Here is a 14,951-nt window from a genome sequence, read left to right on the forward strand (position 1 = left end):
TTTTTTTTTTTGCCGCAAAACCGCTCAGGCCGATCCCAGATGCTTGTTGAGGAAGTCCACCGTCCGCGACCACGCCAGCTTGGCAGCGGCCTCGTTGTAGCGCGCCGCGCCCGTATCGTTGTTGAAGCCGTGATCGGCGCCTTCGTAGATGTAGACCTGGTACTCCTTGTGATGCGCCTTGAGCTCCTTCTCATAGGCCGGAATGCCCGGATTGATGTTCTTGTCCAGGCCACCGTAGTGAAGCAGCAGCGGCGCCTTGATGCGTGCGATCTCTTCCGGCGACTTGGGCTGCGGGCCGTAGTAGGCGACGGCCGCATCGAGATCGGGCACGTTGACCGCCAACTGGTTGGTCATGCCGCCTCCCCAGCAGAAGCCCACCACGCCGACCTTGCCGGTGCCGCGCTGATTCTGCTTGAGGTATCGCACCGAGGCCTCGCCGATGATCAGCGCCTTCTTCATGTCCAGCTTGCTGAACATCGCACGGGCCTGATCCTCGTCCGTCGGCGTGCCGCCATCCAGGCTGAGGAAGTCCGGCGCGATCACCAGATAGCCTTCGAGCGCCAGGCGACGGGCGACATCTTCGATGTGCGGATTCAACCCGCGGTTCTCGTGGATCACCACCACGGCGGGCAGCTTGCCGGAGGCATTCTTTGGATAGACCTGGTAGGCATGCACCGTGCCCTGCTGCCCCTGCCCCGCCGGGTAGGTCACCTTGCCGGTGACCAGACGGTCGTCGTTGGCCGGCACGATCTGCGCCTGGGCGTAGTTGTTCTCGAGAAACGGCAAGACTGCGTAGGCGGCCGACACGCTGCCAGTGATCATGGCCAGCCGTTGAATGAAATCGCGCCGCGGCAGTGGCGCATGGGTGTATTCGTCGTACAGCTCGATGATTTCGCGGCTGATCGGGCGAGAGGTGTGGTCCTGCTTCTGCATCATCCGGCTCCTTGACACGTTGGGGTTGGTGACCGGGCATGCTTGCCGCGCACCCGGCAATGCTTGTCTTCGCTACAGTTGCAGCACGGCACGGGCATTGGCTGTCGTGGCCCGCGCCACTTCATCGGCTCCGTTCTCTCCCATCTCGCGCAACTCGGCCAGTACTGCCGCGAAACGTGCCACGAAGACCGGCTCGTTGCGCCCCTTGCCCACCCAGGCGGGCGGAATGTCCGGGGCATCCGATTCGAGAACGATGTGTTCGATTGGAATGGTGCGCGCAAGTTCTCGGATGCGCGTCGAACCGCTGTAGGTCATGGCTCCGCCGAATCCGAGCTTGAAGCCCAGCGACATGAAAACGTCCGCCTGCTGGCGGCTGCCGTTAAAGGCATGGGCAATGCCGCCACGCGGTCGGTAGCGGCGCAGATACTTGAGCACGCGGTCCTGCGCACGGCGCACGTGCACGATCACGGGCAGGTCGAACTCCCGCGCCAGCTTGAGCTGTTCGACGAAAAACCAGTCCTGCCGGACAGGGTCCGCGTCCTCCACGTAGCCATCCAGCCCGATCTCGCCCACCGCGCAGGCGCCGCCTTCGGCCAGGCGCGCGCGCAGCGTTGCGATGTCCGACGCCTTCGAACCGTCGACGAACAAAGGGTGGATACCGGCCGCCCATGCGCTGCCCGGCAAGGCCGTGGCGAGCTCTCGCACGCGATCGAAGTTGCGCACGTCGACGGCCGGAATCACAAAGCGCCCGACACCGGCTTCGCGCGCACGCGCGACGACCGCGTCGCGGTCGGCGTCGAATTCGTCAGCGTCGAGATGAATGTGGGTGTCGATCAACATGACGGCCTCATTCTAGCGGTGCCCGCGCTTACGCGCGGACAAGGACGACCATGAGGCGGCAAGCGCCGTTCCCGGCGCTCGCAAGGCAACGCGCGGATCAGCCGCGGCAACTGCGCGCGGCGTCGGACGCGAGCCAGGCCGCGGAGTCGGCGCCCAACTGGTTGACGGCCTGCCGCATGGCGGCCGCACCCGTGGCCGCATCGACCCGGGTCATCGGCACGGCGATGTCGATGATCGTCTGCGCGTTGGCTGCTGGATCGCCCGCCAGCCGCAGATTGGCGGACAGCATGGCCTGCCCTTTGCCGGCGGCGTCCACGTCAATGATGAATTCGCCGAGCGTCACCTGCAGCCGACAGCGGCCACCGCCATCGACAGCGAGCAGCCGGTTGAGCGCGGCGTCGACCATGGCTGCGGGCGGCGCCGACCAGCGGTTGAACGCAAAGGCGCCGCGCCGCGTCGGCTCTCGGGCGTCACGGTAGAACATGGTCACGCCTGCGATCATCGGCTGCGCGGTGACATTCAGTGCGCGCAACGCTACGGGGCTGCGTGCAGCGCCCACGGCGAACGGGGCGCCGAGATCGTGTTCGATGACACGGGGCGCGGCCTCCGGCAGCACCGTACAGGCGGACAAAGCGGCAACAGCAACGAACGTCGCGACAGTGCGCGGCATGCGGATCATCTCTGGACAGGCCCCTGGTTGGTTTCGCCCGGACCGGGCACGATCGCCTGCCGGCCAGTCAGCAGCATCTGGGGCGAGCGCGACATGTCGTCGAGCACCCGGTTCAGTTGCGAGGCCGTGGTCTGCAGTTCGGACACCAGCTCATTGACGCGCGGCAACGTCTCGCCGGTCAGGCTGGTCTGCAAGTCTCCGCCCAGTCGGTCGATGCGGTCGCCAGCCGCGCGCACGCGGCCCAGCGTCTGGTTCCAGTTGTCGATGGCCGGGCCGATCTGCGCGCTGGCACGGCGCAGGTCGGTGATGGCCGACGACAACTGTTCGGCGTTCTGTTGTGAGGTGAAGCGGCGCAGGTCGGCCACCAGTTGCGGCGCCTGCGCGAGCGTGTCGTTCAGATGCGCGGTGGCCTGTGCCACGTTGTTGAGCGTGGCGTCGATGTTGTTGAGGTTCTTTTCCGACAGCAGTTTTTCGAGCCGGATGGAGGCATCCTGCAGACGCGCGATGATGTCGCGCCCGGCGCTCGATGCCTGGTCGAGCAGACCGGGCGAAAGCGGGATGCGCGGCAACTGTCCGGCAGCGGCTTCAATGGGACGCGGGTCCTTGCCGTCGTCGTCGAGCAACACGTATGAAGTCCCCGTGATGCCCTGCGCGTTGAGCGTGGCGCGCGTATCGCGCGTGATGGGGATATCGCTGCGCACGCGGATGGTGACGATGACGCGCTGCGGGTCGTTCTCGTCGAGCTCAACGTCCATCACCCGCCCGACGCGCACGCCGCGATAGCGCACCGCCGCCTGCGGGTTCAGCCCCGTGACGGTGTGCGTGCTGACCAGCTCGTAGTGCTTGAATTCCTCGCCACTGCCGGCAAACCACCACAGCGTGACGGCCAGCGCTGCGCACAGCAGCACCGCAAACAAGCCGACGACGAGCGCGTGGGCGCGATTCTCCATGTTCTTCCAGTTCTCCGGGCGACGCGGCGCGCGCCCTTATTCGGTGTCCATCGTTGAGTCGATTGCTGATTCGCTGCTTCGCAACAAGCGAAAGAAGCGCCTGATGAACGGGTGATCTACCCGCATGACGGCGTCCAGCGTGTCGCAGGCGAGTATACGGCGTTCGGCCAGCACGGCAACGCGATTGGACAGCGCGGCCAGCGTGTCCAGATCGTGCGTGACGAACACCACGGTCAGCCCGAGTTGCTGGTGCAGCGAGCGCACCAGCCGCACGAAAGCTGCGCTGCGGTCCGGGTCGAGCCCCGCCGTGGGTTCGTCCAGCAGCAGCAATTCCGGTTCCAGCGCCAGCGCGCGAGCCAGCGCCACGCGCTTGATCATGCCACCGGAAAGCTCTGCTGGCATGAGCCGAGCGTGGTCGGGGGTCAGTTCCACCAGCGCCAGCCGGCTCATCACCAGGGCGTGGATTTCCTCGGGCGTCAGGCGCCCCAGTTCGCGCAGCGGGAACGCGACGTTCTCGAAAACGGTGAAGGCCGAGAACAGCGCGCCTTGCTGGAACATCATGCCGAAGCGGCGTCGACGCGCCATGCGCGTTGCCCGATCGCCCGACATGATGGGTTCGCCGAACAACATCACGCGGCCCGAGCTCGGCGCCATCAGGGCAGCCATCTGGCGCAGCAACGTGGTCTTGCCGGAACCCGATCCGCCGACCAGCGCCAACAGATCGCCACGTTCGACGCGCAGGTTGATGTTGTCATGCACGACGTTGTTGCCGAACAGCGTACGGATGCCCCGCATGTCGATGACGGCACTCATCGCGCGACGACTCCGATCGAACGTGTTGCGATCGCGAGCAAGGCGTCGAGCACAATGACGGCGGTAATCGCCGCGACCACGGCCGCCGTCGTGTTCGATGACAGGCTCTCGGTATTCGGCTTCACACGCAGGCCGTAATGGCACGCGATGATCGCGATGGTCACGCCGAAGATCACGCCCTTGCCAAGCCCGATCCACACGTTGGCCACCTGCACGACCCGCGGCAGTGTGGTGATGAAGTAGCGGTAGTCGAGGTTCATCTGCAGGTCGGCCACGACCATGCCGCCGATGAGACCCGCCGCCGAAGTCCACAACACCAGCAATGGCATGGCAAAAGCGAGCGCCAGCACTTTGGGGAGCACCAGCCGCTGGTAGCGCGAGATTCCCATGGTGGCGAGCGCATCGATTTCTTCGGTGACGCGCATGACACCCAGTTGCGCGGTGATGGCCGAGCCGGAACGCCCCGCCACCAGCACGCTCACCAGCATCGGCCCGAGCTCGCGGATGATGCCGATGCCGAGGATGTTCACGATGAAGGCATCGGCGCCGAAATTCTGCAACTGCAGCGCCGACAGGTAACACAGCACCACGCCGATGAGAAAACCGAGCAGCGCGGAAATCGGCATCGCGCGCACGCCCGTCTTGTAGAGCGCGGCGGAGATCTCCAGCCACGGAATCTGCGACGGATTGCGCAACAGCATGGCCAGCTCGATCGACACGCGACCGAGCAACTCGACCACACCAACCGCATGATCGAACGCACCGATCACCGCCCGACCGATGCGCGCAAGCGGAGCCAGCCAGTCGCGACGAGGCTTTTCGATGGGAAGCGCGGCGGCGGCGCGAATACGGTCGAACGCGTCGCGCAGACGATCGGGAATGACAGCCGCTTCGGGTTCGGCAAGGCCCCACGTGCGCCACAACAACAGCGCGCCGAAGGAGTCGAGCCGGGTAATGTCGGTGAGGTCCCAGACCTGCGCTCCGCGGGCCTCTTCAAGCCGGTGACGGATGGGAACGAGGCGACGGCGCAGCGCAGCAAGACTCCAGTCGCCGCTGAGCACGTAGCGCTCGGCGACGTGCTCGATGCGGGGCGGATGCTGCGTCAGCGCGGTATTGGGGCCGGCCCGCGACATGCCTTATTCCGCCACCTGGGTGGTGGCCGGGCTGCGTTCGGTGCGCACGCGGAACACCTTGCCCAGTCGCGCCCACTGTTGCTCTTCTTCCTGCAGGCCGGCGGCCGTGAGCGCCGACGCATGAAGCCAACTGGATGCCGCCACGGCGGTATAGCCGCGTTTGTCATGCGTGAGCCGCAATGCCGGCTTGACGACGGCATCGCGCGAGCGATGGACGATGACCGCCAGACGCAGGCACAGAATCAGCAACCAATCCGTGTCATCCGCACCGGTGCCCTGCACGCGTTCGAGCTTGCCGCGGTGCGCCAGTGCCAACCGTGCGAGACGCGCCTGATCCATGCGCGAGAAGCCCGGCATGTCGGCGTTGGCGAGAATGTAGGCGGTGTGCTTGTGGTAACTCGAATGCGCCACGGACAGACCGATCTCATGCAGAAGCGCGGCCCAGACGAGGAAACGGCGATCGTTGTCGTCCTGATCCTCGCAATGGGGCGAGACCTGCTCAAGAAAACCCACCGCTGTTTCGGCCACGCGCTGCGCTTGTTCGAGGTCGACCTGGTAGCGACGCAGAAAGGCCTGCACTGTCGCGTCGCGCAGATCGTGCCGGTGATAGCGTCCAAGCAGGTCATACAGCACGCCCAGCCGCAGGGCGCCGTCGGAGAACACCATATGGTCCAGGTCCAGCTCCTTGAACAAGGCGTACATGATGGCGAAACCACCGCCGAACACAGGCAGGCGATCCGACTTCAGCCCTTCGAGTTCGAGCCGGTCGACATGACCCGCCTTGAGCATGAGGTGACGGAGTTTTTCGAGTCCGTCGCGCGTAATGCCCATGGGCGACAGACCATTCAATTCGAGCACGTCGCAGATGGCCTTGGCCGAGCCGGACGAGCCGACGGCCTGTTCCCAGCCCGTGTTGCGGTAGGCCTGCACGATGGCCTGCATCTCGTGCCTTGCTGCGAGTTCGGATTCTTTCATGCCGGCACGCGTGATCGTGCCGTCGGGGAAGTAACGCAGACTGTGGCTGACGCAGCCCATGTACAGCGATTCGAGCTGCAGCGGTTCGAAGTTGCGGCCGATGATGAACTCGGTGGAACCACCGCCGATGTCCACGACCAATTGCTGCAGGCCGGGGTCGGCCAGACTGTGCGCCACGCCGACATAGATCAGGCGCGCTTCCTCGCGGCCAGCGATCACTTCGATCGGAAAACCCAACGCTTCTTCAGCGCGCAGCAGGAACTGCGGCGTGTTCTTCGCCACGCGCACTGTGTTGGTCGCCACCGCACGAACAGACTCGGGCTCGAACCCGCGCAGGCGTTCGTTGAACCGACGCAGCGCTTCGAGAGCACGGTCCTGCGCCGCGTCGTCGAGCATGCGGTCGGGCCCTAACCCTGCCGCCAATCGCACCGGCTCCTTCAGGTTGTCCAGTTCATAGATCTGGTCTTTCTCGGTCCGGCCGATGACCAGCCGGAAGCTGTTCGAGCCGAGGTCGACGGCCGCAATGAGTTCGTGCTTCATGGAAGACGTTGGTGTGCACGCAAGGGGAGAGTGAGCGCGATTCTATCCGCTCGCGCCGATCACGGGACAGAATCATCGACGACGCGCAACGCGCAGCCGACGCGTTCCGGTCTTGCCCCGGCGGGCGGCATCGCACTCCCTGGAGCACTTCGCGCGGGCGCGGCATGTCATCGTCAAGCGGGCCGCGAACGCTCGCAGAAGGCTAACAAATTGAAACACAGCCTTTCGCAGGGGACACAAGGCTCGTCCAGGCGCTCCCTAATATGAGCTCCATGCAGACGGGCCGGCCCCACGCCCCCAACCCCAAGGCCGGTCGGCCCGCTGCATTCAGTTCCACACAAACGAGGAGTCATTACATGACATCGATTCGTACCACCGGTCTGATGAAGATTGCTGCACTCGTCGCCGTCATGGCGGCTGCACCGGCCTTCGCCCAGCAATCCGCGCCGGCCGCCGCGCCCAACATGCAACAGCGCTTCGAAGCGCGCTTCAAGGCTGCCGACACCGATGGCGATGGCGCCCTGTCGCGCGCCGAGGTCCAGAAGAGCATGCCTCGCCTGGCCCAACGCTTCGACCAGATCGACGCCAACAAGGACGGCAAACTGACGCCGGACGAGCTGCGCAACGCCATGCCCCAGCCGCGCGCTGATCGCAAGGATCGTCATCATCCGCGTTCGCCCCGCCGCGGCGACCCGTTCTTCGATCACGCCGACGCCAACCATGACGGCGTCGTGACGCGCGACGAACTGGACGCTTCGCTCAAACAGATGACCGACCGCGCGCATGCCATGTTCGACGCGGCCGACACCAACAAGGACGGCAAGGTTTCGCGCGAAGAAGCCCAGGCCGCCCGCGAGAAGTTCCGCGCAGAACATCCGCGCGGTCCACGTGGCGAGCTGCCGCCCCCGCCGCCGCCCGCCAAGTGAGTACGCGAGGTCGGGCCCCCGCCCGGCCTCCAGTACATGTAGTAGTACTTGTATTTCCTGTTTTTCTCTCCGCTTGCCGCAGTTCCTCCCCGGGAGCTGCGGTTTTTTTTTGAAGTGGTCGCCGCTGGCGCAATCCGTGACGCCGCCGGACAGGTCAAGACCCGTCATCAACCCGTGACGCTACAATCGCGCGGATTGAACCGATCCGGCGAAAGCGGATCGAACGAGCGCTTCTTTTCGACCTGCGACCATGATCAACAGACTGTCCAACCGGTTTCTCTTCCTGAGCGTCTTCTTCGGCTGCGCCGTCCTGCTCGCCATCGCCTTCTATCTGCAACTGGTCGAGGGCATCGAGCCCTGTCCAATGTGCATCCTGCAACGCTACGGCCTGGTGGCCTGCGGACTGGTGGCATTGATTGCCGGCCTGCATAACCCGAATCCTCGAGGCTGGGGTCCGCGTGCCTACGGGCTGCTGCTCGCGGCATGCGCCATCGCCGCCGGCGGCGTGGCGGCGCGCCAGACCTGGCTGCAACACAATCCGCCCAGCATATCGACCTGCGGTCCGGGCCTGGAGTACATGGTCAGCCGGTTCCCGCTGGCCGATCTGCTGCCGCGTATTTTCCAGGGCTCGGGGGATTGTTCGGTGGTCGACTGGAAGATGTTCGGCCTGTCTCTGGCTGAATGGGGCTTGGTGACGTTCACCGTACTGTGTGTATTCGGCTTGTGGCAGACCTTCCGCAAGCGCGCCTGAGCTTTGCACGACGCGACGCCGCCCGATCGCGGCGGCGTCCGACCGGCCGTCATGGCAGGCGATATTTCATCATGCGAAATCAGGTTCTATCGAGTAAGATTGACGCATGGGTACAAGCCAGCCTTCCTCTCCGAATCCCGAAGTCGCCGATAGCAAGGAAAACCGCACTTCGATCCAGGTCATCGACCGCATGATGAACCTGATCGATGCGCTGGCTGCGCACTCGGAATCGGTCTCGCTCAAGCAACTGGCGCTGGACACCGAACTCCATCCGTCGACTGCGCACCGCATCCTTGGCGCCATGTGCGCGCGCGGTTTCGCCGATCGCACGGACAGCGGCAACTACCGCCTCGGCATTCGCCTGCTGGAGCTGGGCAATCTCGTCAAATCGCGCATTTCGGTGCGTGAAGTCGCCATGCCCGCGATGCTGCGGCTGCATGCCCTGACGGGTGAGAGCGTCAACCTCGGGGTACGCGCCGACGATGAAATCATGTACATCGAGCGCACCTCCAGTGGCCGCTCGGCCGTCCGCGTGGTGCACATCGTCGGCGGTCGCGGCCCACTGCACACCACCGCCACGGGCAAGTTGTTCCTCGCCGAGCAAGGCGTAGAAGCCACGCGCGAATACGCACAGCGCACCGGCCTGCCTGCCAACACCTCCGGCTCGATCACACAGGTCAAGGCACTGGAGCAGGAACTCGACCGCGTGCGTCGCCACCAGATTGCCTACGACATGGAAGAAGTCGAAGCGGGCGTACGCTGCATCGCCTCGGGCATTCGGGACGACTCGGGCACATTGGTGGCCGGATTGTCTCTTTCTACACCCGCCGAACGCTTCAACCCGGACTGGGCGCCCATCGTGCGCGACACGGCGCTCGAAATCTCCCGTGGCCTCGGCTACGTAGGGCCCTCCGCCCGCCGCTGAACTCCCGCGCGGCTTTCACACCCGCTGCACAAACAAAAACGCCGCACTCACGTTGCGGCGTTTGTCTGAACAGCGTTCGCGCGCGGCTCAGTTCGATGCGTCACCCCCCAGCGACAGGGTCGCGACGTGCGACTGCGATCCCAGCGCGGTTTCCACCCACTTGCGAATGCGGTTGGCGTCGCCGATGCGCGTATAGCTACCGTTTGAGTCGAGCAGCACGATGGCCACCGGCTTGTTGCTGAACCAGGCCTGCATCACCAGGCAGCGGCCGGATTCATTAATGAAGCCGGTCTTCGACAGGCCGATCTGCCAGTCGTTGTTCGCCTGGCGCACCAGCACATTGGTGTTGTGGAACACACGCGGGCGGCCATTGAGCGACACCGTATGCTCGGCAGTGGTCGTAAATTCGCGGATCAGCGGGTAACGGGCAGCGTTTGCCACGATAATGGCAAGATCTCGTGCCGACGACACGTTGTTCTTATTGAGGCCGATGCTGTCTTCGAAGCGGGTTTCCTTCAGCCCCAGTACGCGGGCCTTTTCGTTCATCGCCGCGATGAATGCGCCATGGCCGCCCGGGTAATAGCGCGACAAAGCCGAGGCGGCACGATTTTCGGAAGCCATCAACGCCAGGCGCAACATGTCGTCGCGGCTCAGCACAGTGCCCACGGGCAGGTGCGAACTGGTGTTCTTCAAACGATCGACGTCATCTTCGGACACCTGCATCTGTTCGTTTAGATCGAGGTGGGCGTCCAACACCACCATGGCAGTCATGAGCTTCGAAATGGACGCAATCGGCAGTGAACTGTTGGCATTTTTCTCCAACAGCACGCGGCCGGAATCGATCTCCTGCACCATGAAAGCGGCGGAACGCAGCAACGGGTTGCCGTCTCTGTCGAACTGTTCTTCGACGCGGCTCACAACTTTCTTGGCGGTAACTTTTTTGGCAGGCGCCACTGCGCGCGACTTGGTGGTGGCTTTCTTCGAGACCGCCTTGCTAGCGGTCACTTTCTTGGAGGAAGGCTTCGCTTTGACGGTTTTTTCGGTGTTCTTGGAACGACTCGATGAGGCGGCATGCACCGGATTGGCCATGCCCGCGATGAACATGAGACTCAAGACAAGCGCGAAGATTTGGCCAAAACGCATGGGGACACCCTTGGAAATTCCTGACAAGCTGTGGGAATTGTAGCAATCGACGAAGAAAATTAAAGGGATAGCAGCGATTCTTAAACAAATTTCTCCGCTATCGACCGCTCGGAACGGACTTCAGTTCCGGCGCAATCCTCAGGAAATCCTCGATTTCCCCGCGTCGCGCCATGGCATCTTTACGGCCCAGTTCGATCAGCTCGCGAGTATACGGCCTCTCGAACATGAGATACGTCAGAATCGTTGAACCTGTCCGACCGTAGGCGCCTGTGCCCCGCAGAACGGTTCTCAGCATCCACGGCAAAGTTCTCATGTACTTGGCAGCAATATGGTCCAGACGCTGGCTCGGCGAAATGATCAGCGTTTCGATTGGCCGCATGCTGAGCCCCATCGATTGCCGTTGCTCGACCGACATGCGCGCGAGCGTGTCGTTGATGCGGGACAGCCGCTCCAGGTCGACGGCGAGGCCATCCAGAAAGATGCAATTGAGTGCGTGGCCGGCGATCTGGGCCGGGGTCGGGTAAGCGGGATCGCCATCGCGAGAGACTTCGCCATCCGCCCGGCCGTTGCCGATGACCATCACGCGCGTCGCACCGAAGTGAATCGCGGGGCTGATGGGCGCCAGCTGGCGCATCGAACCATCGCCGAAATACTCGCGATTGATCTTGATGGCTGGAAAGACGAAAGGCAGCGCGCTCGTCGCCATGAGGTGATCCACACCCAGCCGGCACGGCATGCCCACGCGTTGCGAGCGCTGCCAGCCCGCCACGCCTTTGCGCGCCTCGAAAAACGTGAGGCTCTGCCCGCTGCCGTAGCCCGAACACGTCACGCTGACCGCGTAGAGAAAACCGGCGTCGATATTGCGCTCGATGCGCTCGAACGGCACATGGTGTTCGAGCAATTCGCGCAGCGGCGCATTGTCGAGCAGCGAGCGCGGGCTGCCGGACCATAACCAGCCCAACAGCATGGCGCGCGCCCATCCCACCACGGAACGGGCGATGTCCATCGATCCGGCACGGTAGATGCGCTCGACCGAGAAATTGCGCCACATCCACGACAGGCGACGTGCCGCACCGGAAAAGTCATCCGCATAGCAGGCCAGCACGACGGCATTCACACCGCCAGCGGACGTGCCGCACAGCACATCGAAGGGAGAGCCGGGCCGACGTCCCCATATCTCGCGAATGGCCGCCAGCACGCCGACCTGGTAGGCCGCGCGCGCACCACCGCCAGACAACACCAGGGCAGCCCGGTCTTCCATGGACAGACTCCGCAACGTGTCGATTCATGCATAGCGCATGAATCGACAGTCTGCCCGGTATCGGCCCGCTCAGCCCTCGCTGGCGCGTGCAGCAGCCTGTGCGGCTTCTACCACGGTCAGTGCGGTCATGTTGACGATGCGTCGCACCGTCGCCGTCGGCGTGAGGATGTGCACCGGCTTGGCCGACCCGAGCAGGATCGGGCCGATGGTCATGCCCTCGCCCGCCGCCGTCTTGAGCAGGTTGAAGGCAATGTTGGCCGCGTCGAGCGTCGGGAAAATCAGCAGATTGGCGTCGTCACGCATGCGCGCATTGGGGAACACCTGCAAACGGATGTTGTGATCGAGCGCCGCGTCGCCATGCATTTCGCCTTCCACTTCCAGGTCCGGACGACGCTCGTGCAGCAACTCCAGCGCGCGACGCATCTTGATGGAGGTTGGCGAATCATCCGTGCCAAAACTCGAATGCGACAGCAGCGCGATCTTGGGCGTGACACCAAAGCGCGAAAGCTCCTGCGCCGCCAGGCACGTCATCTCGAAAATCTGCTCGGCCGTCGGATCCGGGTTCACGTACGTATCGCACAACGCCATGGTGCGGTTGTTGAGCACCAGGATGTTCATGGCGTAGCAATGTTCGACGCCCTTCTGCCGGCCGAGCACGGTTTCGACGAACTTGAGGTGATGGTGGTGCATGCCGTACGTGCCGCAAATCATGCCTTCGGCATACCCGAAGCGCAGCATCAGCGCACCGATCAGCGTGGTGCGGCGGCGCACTTCGCGCTTGGCGTATTCCACCGAGACGCCACGCCGCTCCATCAGGTTGTGGTAGTACGACCACAGTTCGCGATAGCGCGGATCGGAATCCTGGTTGACCAGTTCGAAATCGATGTCCGGGCGGATGCGCAGGCCAAAGCGGTCGATGTACATGCGAATGACATCCGGCCGCCCGATCAGGATGGGGCGTGCGAGGCGTTCATCCACCACGGTCTGCACGGCGCGCAGCACGCGCTCGGATTCGCCCTCGGCAAACACGATGCGTTGCGGCGAAGCCTTGGCGGCGGCGAATACGGGCTTCATCAGCAGGCCGGATTGCCACACGAAATTGTTGAGCCGCTGGCGATAGCCTTCCCAGTCGTCGATCGGGCGCGTGGCCACGCCGGAGGTCACCGCAGCCTCGGCCACGGCCGGCGCGATCTTCACGATCAGGCGCGGATCAAACGGCTTGGGGATGATGTACTCGGGCCCGAAGCAAGCAATCTGCTCGCCATAGGCCGCGGTCACCACTTCAGATTGTTCAGCGCGCGCCAGATCGGCGATGGCGCGCACGGCAGCGAGCTTCATGTCATCGTTGATGGTGGTCGCGCCCACGTCCAGCGCACCGCGGAAAATGAACGGGAAGCACAGCACGTTGTTCACCTGATTCGGATAGTCCGAACGGCCGGTGGCGATGATGGCGTCCTGCCGTACTGACTGCACCGCATCGGGCAGGATTTCCGGCGTCGGGTTGGCCAGCGCGAGGATCAACGGATTGGGCGCCATGCGCGCCACCGACTCGGGCTTGAGCACACCTGCCGCCGACAGGCCGAGGAACACATCGGCCCCTTCGATCACCTCGTGCAGCGTGCGCGCCGCCGTGCGCTTGGCGTAGCGCGCCTTGATCGGGTCCATCTCTTCGGTGCGGCCCTCATAGACCACGCCCTTGATGTCGGTGACCCAGATGTTTTCCACCGGCACACCGAGCATGACCAGCAGATCGAGGCAGGCCAGCGCCGCCGCGCCGGCGCCCGAGGTCACCAGTTTCACCTCATTGAGCGCCTTGCCTTGCAGATGCAGCCCGTTCAGGACCGCCGCACCGACCACGATGGCGGTACCGTGCTGGTCGTCGTGGAAGACGGGGATCTTCATCCGCTCGCGCAGCTTGCGTTCGATGTAGAAGCACTCCGGCGCCTTGATGTCTTCGAGGTTGATACCGCCGAAGGTCGGCTCCAGCGCGGCGATCATGTCGACGAGGCGGTCGGGGTCGTTTTCGGCCAGTTCAAGGTCGAACACATCGATGCCGGCGAACTTCTTGAACAGCACGCCCTTGCCTTCCATCACCGGCTTGGCGCCCAGCGGGCCGATCGCACCCAGCCCGAGCACCGCCGTGCCGTTGGTGACGACGCCGATCAGGTTGGCGCGGGCGGTATAGCGGCTGGCGTTGGCGGGATCTTCGACGATGGCGTCGCATGCGGCGGCAACCCCCGGGGAATAGGCCAGCGACAGATCGCGCTGGTTGATGAGCGCCTTGGTAGGCGTGACCGAGATCTTTCCCGGCCGGGGCAGCGCGTGGTATTCCAGCGCCGCTGCCCGGATAACTTCGTCCATGTTGTCGTCCTGCCTCTTCTGTGGGTAGGAAAGATTCTACGTATGCCGACTGCGCCGCCTACCCGTGTTTTCCGCAGTATTGCGTACCACCGCGCGATGATCGCCCGATGTCGGGCGAACGGCCCTCACCCGCCGGGCAGGAACGGGCGGCCCAGCGACGCAGGCAGGTTCAGTTGCAGCAGGCGGCGGTCGCGCGAGATCAGCACCAGGACGAGGATCGTCGCCACATAAGGCAGTGCCGAGAGAATCTGCGAGGGCACAGCAATACCCAGCCCCTGAGCATGGAATTGCAGAATCGTCACACCGCCGAACAGGTAGGCGCCGAGCATCAGCCGTTCGGGCTTCCAAGTGGCGAACACCACCAGCGCCACCGCAATCCACCCCCTCCCGGCCACCATGTTCTGCACCCACATCGGCGTATAGACCGTCGACAGATAGGCTCCGCCGATGCCCGCCATCGCCCCGCCGAACATGACAGCGCCATAGCGCAGGGCCAACACCCGATGTCCGAGCGCATGCGCGGCTTCCGGCGACTCACCCACCGCGCGCAACAGCAAACCGAGTCTGGTCCGCGCCAACACCCACCACACCAGCGCGAAAGCGATCCACGACAGATACACGACGGGGTCCTGCTGGAAGAAGATCTTGCCGATCACGGGGATGTCGGCGAGGAAGGGAATCACCAGCGGCTTGAGCCCCGGCAGGCTGAAACTCACGTAGTGCTGGCCGA

General features: G+C 64.1%; 14 protein-coding genes. 3 read left to right on the forward strand and 11 right to left on the reverse strand.

Features of this window, described 5'->3' with window-relative positions:
- Positions 1-24 precede the first annotated feature (24 nt).
- The 7 genes from ACDA63_RS19080 to ppx all read right to left on the reverse strand — a co-directional run bounded on the left by ACDA63_RS19080 (position 25) and on the right by ppx (position 6,854).
- Entirely contained in the window at positions 25-933 is a 909-nt protein-coding gene (locus tag ACDA63_RS19080; protein WP_373664887.1) for a dienelactone hydrolase family protein, read from the reverse strand.
- A gap of 72 nt (positions 934-1,005) precedes the next feature.
- Positions 1,006-1,773: a TatD family hydrolase gene (locus ACDA63_RS19085; RefSeq protein WP_373664888.1), complete on the reverse strand. Its 768-nt coding sequence runs from the start codon at positions 1,771-1,773 to the stop codon at positions 1,006-1,008.
- A 97-nt stretch (positions 1,774-1,870) separates the two neighbouring features.
- Positions 1,871-2,443, reverse strand: coding sequence for a hypothetical protein (locus tag ACDA63_RS19090; RefSeq protein ID WP_373664889.1), 573 nt, complete (start codon positions 2,441-2,443; stop codon positions 1,871-1,873).
- 5 nt (positions 2,444-2,448) lie between these two features.
- Entirely contained in the window at positions 2,449-3,393 is a 945-nt protein-coding gene (locus ACDA63_RS19095) for an MlaD family protein (protein ID WP_373664890.1), read from the reverse strand.
- 36 nt (positions 3,394-3,429) lie between these two features.
- On the reverse strand, positions 3,430-4,206 hold the full coding sequence (locus tag ACDA63_RS19100) for an ABC transporter ATP-binding protein (RefSeq protein ID WP_373664891.1): 777 nt from the start codon (positions 4,204-4,206) through the stop codon (positions 3,430-3,432).
- Positions 4,203-5,339 carry an MlaE family ABC transporter permease gene (locus ACDA63_RS19105; RefSeq protein ID WP_373664892.1) on the reverse strand — a complete coding sequence of 379 codons (1,137 nt, stop codon included), beginning with the start codon at positions 5,337-5,339 and terminating at the stop codon, positions 4,203-4,205. The genes ACDA63_RS19100 and ACDA63_RS19105 overlap by 4 nt, the downstream gene beginning before the upstream one ends.
- 3 nt (positions 5,340-5,342) lie before the next feature.
- Positions 5,343-6,854 carry an exopolyphosphatase gene (ppx, locus tag ACDA63_RS19110; RefSeq protein WP_373664893.1) on the reverse strand — a complete coding sequence of 504 codons (1,512 nt, stop codon included), beginning with the start codon at positions 6,852-6,854 and terminating at the stop codon, positions 5,343-5,345.
- Between the two features lie 356 nt (positions 6,855-7,210).
- Between ppx and ACDA63_RS19115 the strand changes: the two genes are divergently transcribed.
- The 3 genes from ACDA63_RS19115 (at position 7,211) to ACDA63_RS19125 (ending at position 9,456) form a co-directional block, all read left to right on the forward strand.
- Entirely contained in the window at positions 7,211-7,780 is a 570-nt protein-coding gene (locus tag ACDA63_RS19115; RefSeq protein WP_373664894.1) for an EF-hand domain-containing protein, read from the forward strand.
- Between the two features lie 250 nt (positions 7,781-8,030).
- A complete protein-coding gene (locus ACDA63_RS19120) occupies positions 8,031-8,531 on the forward strand; it encodes a disulfide bond formation protein B (protein ID WP_373664895.1) in 501 nt (166 codons plus the stop codon).
- A gap of 106 nt (positions 8,532-8,637) precedes the next feature.
- On the forward strand, positions 8,638-9,456 hold the full coding sequence (locus ACDA63_RS19125) for an IclR family transcriptional regulator (protein ID WP_373664896.1): 819 nt from the start codon (positions 8,638-8,640) through the stop codon (positions 9,454-9,456).
- Positions 9,457-9,543: 87 nt separating this feature from the next.
- Here ACDA63_RS19125 and ACDA63_RS19130 read toward each other — a convergent pair whose 3' ends face one another.
- The 4 genes from ACDA63_RS19130 to ACDA63_RS19145 form a co-directional block, all read right to left on the reverse strand.
- The gene (locus tag ACDA63_RS19130) at positions 9,544-10,599 is read right to left on the reverse strand and encodes a serine hydrolase (RefSeq protein ID WP_373664897.1); all 1,056 of its coding nucleotides are present in this window, start codon (positions 10,597-10,599) and stop codon (positions 9,544-9,546) included.
- A 97-nt stretch (positions 10,600-10,696) separates the two neighbouring features.
- Positions 10,697-11,860 (reverse strand): patatin-like phospholipase family protein, encoded by a 1,164-nt coding sequence (locus tag ACDA63_RS19135; protein ID WP_373664898.1) that lies wholly within the window; start codon positions 11,858-11,860, stop codon positions 10,697-10,699.
- Between the two features lie 69 nt (positions 11,861-11,929).
- Positions 11,930-14,221 carry an NADP-dependent malic enzyme gene (locus ACDA63_RS19140; RefSeq protein WP_373664899.1) on the reverse strand — a complete coding sequence of 764 codons (2,292 nt, stop codon included), beginning with the start codon at positions 14,219-14,221 and terminating at the stop codon, positions 11,930-11,932.
- A 125-nt stretch (positions 14,222-14,346) separates the two neighbouring features.
- A partial coding sequence (locus tag ACDA63_RS19145) for an ABC transporter permease (RefSeq protein ID WP_373664900.1) occupies positions 14,347-14,951 on the reverse strand: 605 nt, incomplete at its 5' end.

Origin of the sequence: Uliginosibacterium sp. sgz301328 (assembly GCF_041807905.1) — a bacterium.
Classification (GTDB): Bacteria; Pseudomonadota; Gammaproteobacteria; order Burkholderiales; family Rhodocyclaceae; genus JBGVSA01.